The sequence below is a fragment of the Clostridium formicaceticum genome, assembly GCF_001854185.1.
GTDB classification, from domain to species: domain Bacteria; phylum Bacillota; class Clostridia; order Peptostreptococcales; family Natronincolaceae; genus Andreesenella; species Andreesenella formicacetica.
Map to the genome: position 1 here is coordinate 2,894,628 of NZ_CP017603.1, position 11,940 is coordinate 2,906,567.

Annotated in this window: 12 protein-coding genes and 2 tRNA genes; 13 read left to right on the forward strand and 1 reads right to left on the reverse strand. The window is 32.9% G+C overall.

Going from position 1 to position 11,940, the window contains the following annotated elements; all coding sequences use genetic code 11:
- Positions 1-87: 87 nt before the first annotated feature.
- From BJL90_RS13000 to BJL90_RS21990, 4 genes are all read left to right on the forward strand, one after another.
- On the forward strand, positions 88-1,161 hold the full coding sequence (locus BJL90_RS13000; protein WP_156778783.1) for a hypothetical protein: 1,074 nt from the start codon (positions 88-90) through the stop codon (positions 1,159-1,161).
- A 26-nt stretch (positions 1,162-1,187) separates the two neighbouring features.
- Complete coding sequence (locus tag BJL90_RS21985) at positions 1,188-1,340, forward strand: hypothetical protein (protein WP_156778784.1); 153 nt, start codon at positions 1,188-1,190, stop codon at positions 1,338-1,340.
- A 166-nt stretch (positions 1,341-1,506) separates the two neighbouring features.
- Complete coding sequence (locus tag BJL90_RS13005; protein ID WP_070968752.1) at positions 1,507-1,749, forward strand: hypothetical protein; 243 nt, start codon at positions 1,507-1,509, stop codon at positions 1,747-1,749.
- Positions 1,746-1,892 carry a hypothetical protein gene (locus tag BJL90_RS21990; RefSeq protein ID WP_156778785.1) on the forward strand — a complete coding sequence of 49 codons (147 nt, stop codon included), beginning with the start codon at positions 1,746-1,748 and terminating at the stop codon, positions 1,890-1,892. Before BJL90_RS13005 ends, BJL90_RS21990 begins: the two co-directional genes overlap by 4 nt.
- A gap of 181 nt (positions 1,893-2,073) precedes the next feature.
- Here BJL90_RS21990 and BJL90_RS13010 read toward each other — a convergent pair.
- Positions 2,074-2,160, reverse strand: a tRNA-Leu gene (locus tag BJL90_RS13010).
- 163 nt (positions 2,161-2,323) lie between these two features.
- Between BJL90_RS13010 and BJL90_RS13015 the strand changes: the two genes are divergently transcribed.
- The 9 genes from BJL90_RS13015 to BJL90_RS13055 all read left to right on the forward strand — a co-directional run bounded on the left by BJL90_RS13015 (position 2,324) and on the right by BJL90_RS13055 (position 11,596).
- Positions 2,324-3,283: a metal-dependent hydrolase gene (locus BJL90_RS13015; protein ID WP_070968755.1), complete on the forward strand. Its 960-nt coding sequence runs from the start codon at positions 2,324-2,326 to the stop codon at positions 3,281-3,283.
- Between the two features lie 303 nt (positions 3,284-3,586).
- Complete coding sequence (locus tag BJL90_RS13020) at positions 3,587-4,171, forward strand: RNA polymerase sigma factor (RefSeq protein ID WP_236904913.1); 585 nt, start codon at positions 3,587-3,589, stop codon at positions 4,169-4,171.
- 13 nt (positions 4,172-4,184) lie between these two features.
- Complete coding sequence (locus tag BJL90_RS13025) at positions 4,185-5,450, forward strand: DUF4349 domain-containing protein (protein ID WP_070968761.1); 1,266 nt, start codon at positions 4,185-4,187, stop codon at positions 5,448-5,450.
- A gap of 88 nt (positions 5,451-5,538) precedes the next feature.
- Positions 5,539-5,703: a hypothetical protein gene (locus BJL90_RS13030; protein ID WP_169824218.1), complete on the forward strand. Its 165-nt coding sequence runs from the start codon at positions 5,539-5,541 to the stop codon at positions 5,701-5,703.
- Entirely contained in the window at positions 5,666-8,356 is a 2,691-nt protein-coding gene (gene polA, locus BJL90_RS13035) for a DNA polymerase I (protein ID WP_070968765.1), read from the forward strand. Before BJL90_RS13030 ends, polA begins: the two co-directional genes overlap by 38 nt.
- Positions 8,357-8,371: 15 nt before the next feature.
- Positions 8,372-8,971, forward strand: coding sequence for a dephospho-CoA kinase (gene coaE, locus BJL90_RS13040; RefSeq protein WP_070968768.1), 600 nt, complete (start codon positions 8,372-8,374; stop codon positions 8,969-8,971).
- Positions 8,972-8,988: 17 nt separating this feature from the next.
- On the forward strand, positions 8,989-9,561 hold the full coding sequence (locus tag BJL90_RS13045; protein WP_236904914.1) for a lytic transglycosylase domain-containing protein: 573 nt from the start codon (positions 8,989-8,991) through the stop codon (positions 9,559-9,561).
- An 85-nt stretch (positions 9,562-9,646) separates the two neighbouring features.
- Positions 9,647-11,275: a peptide ABC transporter substrate-binding protein gene (locus BJL90_RS13050; protein ID WP_070968771.1), complete on the forward strand. Its 1,629-nt coding sequence runs from the start codon at positions 9,647-9,649 to the stop codon at positions 11,273-11,275.
- Between the two features lie 236 nt (positions 11,276-11,511).
- Positions 11,512-11,596 (forward strand) — tRNA-Leu (locus BJL90_RS13055).
- Positions 11,597-11,940: the final 344 nt, after the last annotated feature.

Sequence of the window (11,940 nt, forward strand, 5' to 3'; positions counted from 1 at the left end):
ATGTTAAATGAAATTAGTCGCAAGACAGTCGCCACATCGTGTAGCGGAAAGGAAATTCAGGCTTTGGAGTATTTAATTTAGTTACTTATGGAGGAAATTATGAAATCTATTGAAACATATAAAAACAGGTTTTTAGACGAGTTAGAAACAATAGACCGGTATGTCCAATATATGGAGCAAAACTTTTATTTACAATACAAAAAATTAGAAGTTGCAAATGAATTGGTTAAAAAGTTTGATTTATTTACTGAATGTCAGGAGCAAAGAAAGAGTAACCAAATCATTCTTAAAGAAGTTCAAGAAAAAATTAAAAAAGCTTTAGTTGAATGTGAAGATAAAATTAATAAATCTAAAAGGATTGAAATTCCTGAATGGGCAAATGATTTGAGAATATTGAATGATGAATATGGACTTACGGAGTATTTAAATCCAGTTTATTGCGATAATGATTCAGATTATATAGAATATTTAAATACAGTAGATCCTTTAGAATTGAAGTTAAAAATTGATAAGTTGGATGAAAAGAATAATTACGCTGAATTTCACAGTGAAGATTATAAGTACTTAATAGAGTACATGAAAATTATCCATAATAATGAAACTATTAATGATCTTGAAAATACATATGATGAATTAATTAATTTTCTAACCTTATACAAAATCTTTGACTCAGAAAATCCAATAAACATTTATAGACAGTCTTTTATACTTTTAATGACTGCATTTGATGCAACAATTTATGATATTTCAAAGGAATTATTTATTAATAATTTCTTCAGCTGTGTAGAAAAACTGGATAACAAAGGTAAGATATCTTACTCGGATATTGCAAAAAAGGGAAGCTTTGAAAGTATGGCATTAGATATTGTAGAGGATTCATTGAGTAAAATATACCTACATAAATTGTTGTTCATTATTAGGGATAGTATAGAACATTTCTTCGTATTTGAGGGCAAGGATATTTTTGTTGATATTATCGAAATGGTTAAACGTAGGAATATCCATGTTCACAATAAAGGTATAGTAGACCAGCAATATTTTGAATCTGACATAAAACACAATATTTATAATTTGGTTATAAATGAGTATGCAACTATAGATGATGATTATTACATTAAAGCATATGATTACTTAAAGTTAATGATGATAAATATAAGTTGAGGAGTCGACTATAGAGGGGGATAGCTATGTTAGAAAAAAGAGCGGAGTATAAAACAGACACTGTCATCAGTGATAAAGTTAGGCTACAACTCATGGTCAAGCGAATGATTGATTTAGGACGGGATATAGAGAAGCTTACAGAAGAAGGAAAGAGATTTGTTATCCAAGGAGTAGAGTAACAATATTTCCTTGCTTTAGTAGAGTTATATAATACAATACTTGAATAAATGTAGTAAATGTACTAGGCCTTTCTGGGTCTATTTTTTTATCCTTTACACCAAACGTATGTTCTGATATAATATTAGAAAATACTGTAAATAATATAAAATAAATTAGGGTGATAATATGGTTGATTTTTCTCTAAAATATTCAATAGAAAATAAAGCACCAATCACTATAATCTATCAGAAGGGTATGGAAATTATCCAAAGGAAAGTAATTGTTAAAGAAATCCAAGGAGACATGGTTAAAAGCTATTGCTGCAGCAAGAAAGCCACTAGGAATTTTAAGAAGGACAATATTTTAGCGGCTATGATTCTAGGAGTACAAGAAAATTATACTATAGGAAGTAGAACTGTAGGAGTGTGATAGTAATTGCAAAACAATCTGAAGTTAGAGAATGGTACCAAGGATTTAATATACAGGAAGTGGAAGTAGGATACTCTGTATGTAGAGAGAATAAAGGGAGAAGAAATTTTAAGGAACTGATTATAACTAATTATAATCTATAGAATAGAAAACTCATCAGTTAAAGAAATAAAAGTAAAAATATAAGAGGGTCATTTAAAACTTATGAGTGTTGTTTTGAAATAATTAAGTCCTAATAAGTGCATTATGAAAGAAAAATAAAAAAGTAGATCCTGTTTTTAGGATCTACTTTTTATCTATGTGCACTCTTCGTGTGCGTACGTTTGGTGCCGTGGAAGGGAATCGAACCCCCACGCCCTTGCGAGCGGCAGATTTTGAGTCTGCTGCGTCTGCCAGTTCCGCCACCACGGCTCGTTGGCTACAAGAAATATAATAACATAAATAAAAAATAATGTCAACATAAAATTAATTATAAAATTAATAGAAAAAAATACAACTATAAATCAAGTAAAACCTTTGTTATAATAAAAATATTGTAATGAACAAAAATCGTTTAAATAAAGGGGGGATCAGTATGGATCCAATATCTCATGGTGTTGTTGGTTTGGCACTATATAGTTTGCAGCATTCGCCTACTATAACCAGTGCCGCTTGTTTAGGAGCCGTTATTGGTAGTATTTCCCCAGACATAGATATTATCACAAGATTTAAGGGAGACTATGTGTTTCTAAACCATCATCGAGTAGAGACCCATTCTATCCCTGGCATTGCGATATTATCGGGGCTTATTACTATAGTATTATTTTTTATCTATCCTTCGTTTTCTTTTTTTCAGGTTTTTTTATGGACATTCTTAGGAGGATTGTCTCATACTCTTTTAGATTATTTTAATTCCTATGGGGTTTCTTTATTATACCCCTTCAATAGAAAAAAATATTCATTAAATCTACTGATGATTTATGATCCTATCTTAATGCTTTTATCCTTATATAGTATATTTTTTATACCAAGAGCAGCAAACCAGTATTTTATTATGGGAACGATAATGTTTTTATATCTATTATATCGATTTTTAGATAAAAGTAGGCTAAGAAAAAAATTAATGGTACTGTATAAAAATCAATATGTTATAAAAAATATGAACATTTTTCCTTCGGATTTTAATCTTTTAAAGTGGGACTACATTGCAGATACAGATAGTCACTATATTGTAGGGGAAATCAATAGTATTACTAATAGAAGTAATATTATTAGAAAACTAAAAAAGGTAGTATCACCAATGATTGATAAGTCGTTGAAGCACCAATTAGGAATTTATTTTAAAAATTTCACCCCTATTTTCCATGTGGATTTGATTAAAGAAAAAGAAAAGCTTATTGTAAAGATGACGGATCTAAGGTATCGAATAAAGAATGAGTTTAAACATCATGCAAGTTTTTACTATGGTGTAGATGAGAGTTTAATAAAAAGTGTTTTTCATCCCTTCAGCGAAAAAAATGTTATAGAGGTAGAGTGTGAAAAAATCAGTGGATAGTAAGAACACTGAAAAAGTGTTTTTGTCATCCTGAACAGTAGCGGAAGATCTTTAAAACCTAGATGCTTCACTGTGTTTAGGATAGCAAATCATAATAATATTATAAAAAAATCAGTGGCCTTTGGGTAACCACTGATTTTTTTATGATAAAATAGAAGTACATGTCTATATAAATCCTGCTAAGTAAACCGTAGTTAAGGAAAGTGGCAGAGGTCAAAAGGGACATGCTGCAATTAGATTGGTGGTGTAGGGAACAAAATAAAATTTCTATCGTCTAATAGATTAGAAGAAAAGGGGAAGGGAGTGAGTTTGTTGCAACATCAAGAGGATGTTTTAATAGAAAAGGCTAAGAAAGGGGATGTTGAGAGCTTCGAGCTATTAATTGGAGCTTATCAGAAAAAAGCCTTTAATATAGCTTATCGTATCCTGGGAAACCTAGAAGATGCAAATGATATGACGCAAGAAGCCTTAGTAAAGGTGTATCGATCGATTCACAATTTTAAGGGTAACAGTAGTTTTTCTACATGGCTTTATTCCATTGTAAACAATGTATGTATAGATTTTATAAGAAAAAATAAAAAAACAAAGCTTCTTTATATTGATGGCCAACAAGAAGAAGGAGCTTATACAAAAGAACTACCAGATGAAATGAATACTCCGGAGTGTTTATTTGAAAAAAATGAAGTAAAAAAAATGATACACGATGCTATTAATCAATTGAACTATGAACAAAGAAAAATTATTGTTTTAAGAGATATTCAAGGTTTTAGTTATCAGGAAATAGCGGAAATCCTTGATATTTCTGTAGGAACAGTGAAGTCCCGTATCAACCGTGGACGGAATCACCTAAAGCTATTAATCGGTGAAGGAATGAAAGTAACTTCTTGAAAGGAGGGATAAAATGGATTGCAAAAATATAGATAATTATATCTCGTCTTATATAGATGGTTGTCTTACAGAGAGGGAGGAGGATGACTTTGAAAAACATATAAATCAGTGCGAAACTTGCAAAGCTAAATATGAAAATTTAAAAATGATATTAGATTGTGTTCATGAAATTGAGGAAGTTCCCTTACCCAAGAATTTTTCTGCAGAGTTAGGAGAAAAACTAAGAGAAGAAGCTGCCACTAGCGAAGTTGATATAAACAGTAAAGTTGATCTAAAGAAAAAGCGGTTATCTAAAAAGTGGAAGTTCATAGGAGGTATTGCAGCGGGCTTGCTGATTATGATGATGTCTGTTACTATGCTGAATAACTTCTCCAATAAGTCTGCTGATTATTTGACAACAGAAAGTGCGGATGCTGGTATGGGTGTAATGGGTTTCAGAAACGAAGAAGCCCCAGTGGCTTTTGACACGGGTAGAGATGGTACGTCTGTAGAAGCGCAAGAAGAGATGCTAAATTTTAAGCAAAAAACTTTGGATGACCTTGCAATGGCATCTGAGATGACAACCAATGCTGAAAGCTTTCGCAAGATTATCCAAAGGGGACGTGTTGCACTGGAGGTAGAAAATTTTGAAGAGGTGCATCAAAAGGTGCTGACATTGGTAGAATCTACAAAAGGTTATGTGCAGCACAATGAAGTGTATTATTATTCTTTGAATCGTGAATATCCAGAGGAATCTTTAAAGAATGCTTCTATGGAATTAAAAGTACCAAACCATGAGTTTTTCAGTGTATTCGAAGCACTAAAGACTTTAGGAAATGTAGTAGAGGAAAACACTTCAGCACAGGATATCACAGAAAGTTATATGGATATTGAAAATCAAGTGAAAAACCTCAAAATTCAAGAGGAGAGGTTAAGGGATATTTTGCAAAAAGCTGAGAAGGTAGAAGATCTATTACGAATAGAAAATGAGCTAAATAGAATAAGGACAGAGATTAATCATTTTACGGGCACCCTTAAAAATTATGATCATCTTGTAGCGATGTCCACCATAAGTTTAAATATTACTCAGGTAAAAGATGGAAATATGACACTGCAATCTATTAACGAAGGATTATGGAGTAGGGGAAAAAATAGCTTTATTCACTCTATCAATCGTATGCTTGCTTTATTTGAGAGATCACTTGTTGCCTTTTTAGGTCTCCTGCCACCCCTTATATTAATGACAATTTTAACAGGATTAGGCTATTTTTTCTGCAAAAAACTTGTTAGAAAAAAATAATTTCTATAAAATTGAGGTGCACCGCAGGCGTTAGATTCTCATCTAACACTTGGAGGTGCATTTTATTGTCATGAAATATCTGTTAGAAATGAAGGGCAAAGAAGCTTATTTTTTTATAGGCTATGTTTATACTATTAAAGAGATTCATTACAATTTTACTATGGTGGAAATACATGTTAAAATGTTTATAAAGATAGAAGGAAAGGAAGAAAATCATGGAAAAAGAGCGTATTGTTATTATAGATGGAAATAGTTTAATTAATAGAGCCTTTTATGCTTTACCTCCTTTAACTACAAAGGAAGGACAACACACCAATGCTATCTATGGATTTATGACGATGTTGTTTAAAGTCATAGAAGAGTATAAGCCCCAGTATATAGGTGTGGCTTTTGATAAAAAAGCCCCAACATTTCGTCATAAAGAATATGGAGACTATAAAGCAGGAAGAAAAAAGATGCCGCAGGAGCTGGCGGAGCAAATGGAACCTCTGAAGGAAATACTAGATGTTCTTAGTATTTATAGGATAGAGATAGAAGGGTTCGAGGCTGATGACTTAATTGGTACTTTGGCAAAGTATTGTGAAGGAAAAGATTTTGAAAGTCTTATTGTAACAGGGGATAAGGATGCATTACAACTTGCTTCTCCTAATACGAAAGTTTTATTTACTAAAAAAGGTATCTCTAATTTAGAAATTTATGATGATAAAAAGGTAATGGAGGACTTTCAAGTAACTCCCTTACAATTTATAGATTTAAAGGGTTTGATGGGGGATAAATCGGATAATATTCCAGGTGTTCCAGGAATAGGAGAAAAAACAGCGGTTAAATTGATTAAAGAATTTGGTTCCGTAGAGAATTTGGTGCAAAATACCGAAAAAATTTCTGCTGCAAAGCTAAGAGAAAAAATAGAGACCAATAAACAACAGGCGATTTTAAGTAAAAGATTAGCCACCATTGTCACTAATGTACCAGTAGATATTCATGTAGATCATTTAAAGGTCGAAGCATTTGAAAAAGAAAAGGTACTGAAGATTTTTAATAAATATGAGTTTAATAGTCTAATTAATAAATTGGTGGAGACCCATAGAGAAGAAAATACAGAAAAAAACTATGAGAAAGAAAACGGTATGGCTATTGTAGATATAAAAGATTTGAAAGCTTTAAATCAAATGCTACAAGACATAGAAGTAAGCAAAAAAATAATATTAAAATCAATAACAGAAGAAAAAAATATTGTCAATAACAAGATCATCGCTATAGGGATAGGTATTATAGAAGGTAAGCAGTATTACATAGATTTAAGGGATTTTGAAAATAAGGATAAGGTGTTGCAACAATTAAAGCCATTATTAGAAGATGAAACTATTGAAAAAATAAGTCATGATGTAAAAAAAGAACTACTACATTTCTACCCTTATGATATTCAAATAAAGAACTTTATCTTTGATACCATGATTGGAGAATATTTAATAGATCCTTCTAAGTCCAGCTATAGTATAAAAGAGCTAGGAGCACAATATTTTGGAGAAAGTCTGCTGGAGGAGGAAGAATTAGTAGGAAAGGGTAAAAGCCAAATAGACAGAGCAGATATACCCAGAGAGAAGCTGAAAACTTATTTAGGACAACAGGTGGAGGTAAGCTATCGTTTAAAAGATCTTCTTGAAAAAAAGATAATTGAATTAGAACTAACTGCATTATACTATGAGGTGGAACTACCGCTAACGGAAGTACTAGCCTCTATGGAATTTAGAGGAATTAAGGTAGATAAGCATATGTTGGAAGATTTAAAAATAGAATTTAAAAATAGAGTTGATCATCTAACGACAGAAATTTATGATTTAGCTGGGGAGGTTTTTAATATCAATTCTCCCAAACAATTAGGAGAAATTTTATTTGATAAATTACAATTACCTCCTATTAAGAAAACTAAAACAGGTTACTCTACTAATGTAGAGGTTTTAGAAAAACTTCATGATAAGCATGATATTATACCTAAGATATTAGAGTATAGACAGGTAACAAAGTTGAAAACCACCTATATTGATGGGTTGTTGAATATTATTAATCCTATTACAGGAAGAATTCATTCTAGCTTCCATCAGACGGTTACCACTACAGGAAGAATTTCTAGTACAGAACCTAATTTACAGAATATACCTATAAAGTTAGAGATGGGAAGAGGTCTTAGAAAAGTATTTAGAGCAGAAGAAGGGCATAAGCTTATTGATGCCGATTATTCACAGATAGAATTAAGGGTACTGGCACATATCTCTGAGGATAAGAATTTATTAGAGTCTTTTTTGCAGGATCAAGACGTACACACTAGAACTGCATCTGAAATTTTTAATGTGCCTATTGAGGAGGTAACCTCTTCAATGAGGAGCAGTGCGAAGGCTGTAAATTTTGGTATTGTTTATGGCATAAGTGATTTTGGATTAGCAGAGAACTTAAATATTTCCAGATATCATGCAAAAAAGTACATAGATAGTTATCTTGAAAAATATGCTTCTGTTCAAAAATATATGGAGGATGCAGTAAGAACTGCGAAAGAAAGGGGATATGTACTGACCCTACTAAATCGCAGAAGATATTTACCAGAGGTTCATTCTAGAAACTTCAATCTTCGTTCCTTCGGTGAAAGGGTGGCCATGAATACCCCTATTCAAGGAAGTGCTGCTGATATTATAAAAATAGCCATGGTGAAGGTATACAAAAGATTAAAGGAAGGTAACTTCAAATCGAAGCTGATTCTACAGGTACATGATGAATTAATTGTTGAGGCTATGGATAGTGAGTTGGAAAAAGTATCTAGCATAGTAAAGGAATCTATGGAGGAAGCTATGACGATTAAAGTACCATTAAAAGTAGACTTAGCCTATGGTGAGACATGGTACGATACAAAGTAAGGAGTCGTTTAAGAAATGAAAATCATTGGATTAACGGGTGGCATTGCAAGTGGAAAAAGCACTGTGTCTAGCATGTTACAAGGGTTGGGGGCGGCGGTGATAGATGCAGATATTGTAGCGAGAAAAATTGTTGCAAAGGGTCAGCCTGCCCTTCAGGATATTGTAGCATATTTTGGAAAAGAAGTATTATTGGAGAGTGGAGAGCTAAATCGAAAGATGTTAGGAAGCATTGTCTTTAAAGATGCTACCGCTTTGAAGAAGTTAAATGAAATAACGCATGATAGGATTACAGAGGAAATACAAAAAGAGATAAATTGGTATAAGAAATATCAGCCTCATCGTGTTATAATAATAGATGCTGCTTTGTTAATTGAGACGGACTTAAAGGATGCAGTGGATGAAATTTGGCTTGTTACAATACCTAAGGATCAACAGAAGTTCAGACTCATGGAACGGGATCGTCTAACAGCTTTGGAAGCAGAGGGACGAATGATAGCTCAAATGCCTATGGAAGAAAAGCTGTCTTATGCTGATAAACTTATAAATAATCAAGGTAGTTATGAAGATTTAGAAAAACAAGTGAAAAAATTGTGGGGGATGATAGAAAAGACATGATTTTGGAGGGATCGTTTTTGTTAATTATTTTATCAAAAAAATTTATGCGTATTATTGCAACTATTTTCTTTGTTATTGTCTTAGTAGTTGCCCTTCAAAATGGAAGATGGTTAATGAAAATTATTTATCCAATGCACTATAGAGATATTATTGAAATCTATGCGAAGGAATATGACGTGGATCCCTACCTTGTGGCAGCTATTATGAGAAATGAAAGCAAATTTAATCCTAATGCTATCTCTAGAAGAGAAGCTAAGGGCTTAATGCAAATTGCTCCCATAACAGGAAACTGGGCTGCGGAAAAATTGTCTATTGAAGATTATCATGAGGATATGCTTTATGATCCTGATTTAAATATTAGAATAGGTTGCTGGTATTTAGATATACTTCATAAAGAGTTTGATAATAACCTACAGCTTATTGTTGCCGCCTATAATGCAGGCAATGGCAATGTAACAAAATGGCTACAAAATCCAGCGTATAGTAAAGATGGTGAAACCTTAGATGAGATTCCCTTTGGTGAAACAAGAATCTATCTTCAAAAAGTTTTAAGAGACTACAAAATCTACCAATGGATTTATCGAAAGTAAATAGAATTTTACCATAAAAATGAGGTGTAAAAGCCTTGTTTTTTTGATATAGTAGTAGTTGTAGTTTTATGAAAGGAGGACGCTCATGGGTATAAAAAAATATTTAGCTATATTTTTAATTATGTCACTGGCCTTTTTGATGGTGGCCTGTGGTGCAGAGGAAATAGAAGATCCATTAGAAAGTGAAGAAGAAATTGTAGAGAACTATGAACCAGCTGATGGCGGCACACTAAAGGTATCTGTTACTAGATTTAATACCTTGAACCCACTTTATACCAACAATTATAGTTTATTTCAGTTACAACACTTAATTTACGAAGGATTAGTAACCTTTGATCAAAATATGAATATCATTCCTTTGCTGGCAGAAAGCTGGAGGATTGCTGAGGATGGACAAAGTATTCAAATGACACTGCGACAAAATGTCACTTGGCATGATGGGACGCCTTTTACAGCAGAGGATGTGATTTTTACCGTCAACTTAATTAAAGGAAACATAAGAAATGCTGCTGGTACTTCTGTTTTTAGGCCAAGTCTGCAACAAGTATCTGATATAAGAGAAGTAGGGGATAGCACCATCCATATTAGTTTTTCTAGATCCCTTAGCAATAGCTTGGAGATAATGACTTTTCCTATCTTGCCTAAGCATTTATTCGAAGGAAATGATATGAATAAAATAAACAGTACAGAATTCCCAATTATTGGTACAGGCCGCTATCAATTAAAAGAATATGAGACAATGAGAAGTATTAAGTTAACAAAAAATAATAATTATTGGGGACAAAAGCCTTATATTGAAGAGGTACAAGCAGTAATTGTACCAGATTTAGAGGCACAGCTGGCAGTTTTTGAAAATGGTGATATTGATTTAGTAAAACCGATATCTATTGATTGGGCAAAATATACAGAAAACAAAAGGATAAAAGTATATGAGTATGTGGCTCATGACTACGAATTTTTAGGACTGAACTTTAAACACCCTCTTCTACGGGATAAAAATATTAGAGAGGCTATTGCCTATGGGATGGATCGTCACAAGCTAATTAATAATATTTATTTAGGACATGGTACTGTAGTAGACGTACCTATATATCCATTGTCTGCTATTTATGATGAAGCTAGCTTGCGATATGGGTATAATGCAAATCAAGCTGTAGAACTACTGGATAATAGTGGTTATTTCTACGGTGGTGACGGCAATATCCGGATTAACGGAAATGGGAATCCCTTGATTTTTAACTTAATTACCAATAAAGAAAATATTCTAAGGGAAAAAGCAGCTTTTTTTATTGAAGATGAGTTAGAAAAGCTAGGTATAAAAATAAATGTTGAAATTTTAGAATGGGAAGAATACAATGATAGAATTCGTAGAGGTAATTTTGATATGGTATTAGGGGGATGGGAACTATCCTATCTACCGGATGTATCCTTTGCTTTTCATTCCTCACAAATAGGAGGAAGTAATTTCATTTCCTACAGAGATGAGGTGATGGATGAACTTATAGAAATAAGCCTTAGAGCCCCAAATCCAACAGAAAAACAACAAGCCTATAGTGAATTGCAGCAGCATATTGTAGAAGAATTACCTTATATAAGTCTGTTTTTTAGAAACGGTGCCATTGCAGTGAGAGATAAGATAAAGGGAGACTTTAAGCCCAACAATTATAATTTATTCTATGGGATTGAGAATTGGTTTATTAATACAAAACAATAAAGTTATTTTATTAAGAAGCTACATCATATGTGGCTTCTTAATGAATATTTTTTTCTACAAATGTAATACTTATTAGATAGTTGACATGTCATGAAAATCATATTATAATGTATAAGCATGATAATTTAATAAAACATGCGGATGTGGCGGAACCGGTAGACGCACTATCTTGTGATGATAACTGCTCGGTGATAACCCTCATAAATATATTAGAAAAAATAGCACAATCAGTATAAGCGGTAGTGCTGGAATCGGCAGACAGGCACGTTTGAGGGGCGTGTGTCAGCAGACGTATGGGTTCAAGTCCCATCTACCGCACCAAGAAAAATTAACTACCTGACAAGGTAGTTTTTGTTTTATAATAAATATTAATTATAGGAGCATTTTTAGCATTTCAGGGGGAATTATCTGTAATTAAAAGCTATCTGTATAATTTTTATAGCAGACAGAATATAGTTCCGCATACGCCGCATGTGGAAACGGTGGTAAGGCTATGCGCGTCCAGTTGAAAACTTTTAATTGCTTACTGGTGAAAGTCCAGTCAAGATAATGGTCAAGCAGTCTTGTAGTCAGCAACCAGCGTTAGTAGTAATACGAGCGTTGAAGCGTTGTGTAGGCAAATCAGCAGGTCGTAACATAAAGTGAATACTGCTGCATCGTCAAAA

Excerpts from the sequence above, each read along its gene's own strand:
- BJL90_RS21985 (WP_156778784.1), top strand. The coding sequence starts at position 1,188 with ATGTTAGAAAAAAGAGCGGAGTATAAAACAGACACTGTCATCAGTGAT.
- BJL90_RS13025 (WP_070968761.1), top strand. The coding sequence starts at position 4,185 with ATGGATTGCAAAAATATAGATAATTATATCTCGTCTTATATAGATGGT.
- BJL90_RS13000 (WP_156778783.1), top strand. The coding sequence starts at position 88 with ATGGAGGAAATTATGAAATCTATTGAAACATATAAAAACAGGTTTTTA.
- BJL90_RS13050 (WP_070968771.1), top strand. The coding sequence starts at position 9,647 with ATGGGTATAAAAAAATATTTAGCTATATTTTTAATTATGTCACTGGCC.
- BJL90_RS13005 (WP_070968752.1), top strand. The coding sequence starts at position 1,507 with ATGGTTGATTTTTCTCTAAAATATTCAATAGAAAATAAAGCACCAATC.
- polA (WP_070968765.1), top strand. The coding sequence starts at position 5,666 with ATGGAAAAAGAGCGTATTGTTATTATAGATGGAAATAGTTTAATTAAT.
- BJL90_RS13030 (WP_169824218.1), top strand. The coding sequence starts at position 5,539 with ATGAAGGGCAAAGAAGCTTATTTTTTTATAGGCTATGTTTATACTATT.
- BJL90_RS13015 (WP_070968755.1), top strand. The coding sequence starts at position 2,324 with ATGGATCCAATATCTCATGGTGTTGTTGGTTTGGCACTATATAGTTTG.
- coaE (WP_070968768.1), top strand. The coding sequence starts at position 8,372 with ATGAAAATCATTGGATTAACGGGTGGCATTGCAAGTGGAAAAAGCACT.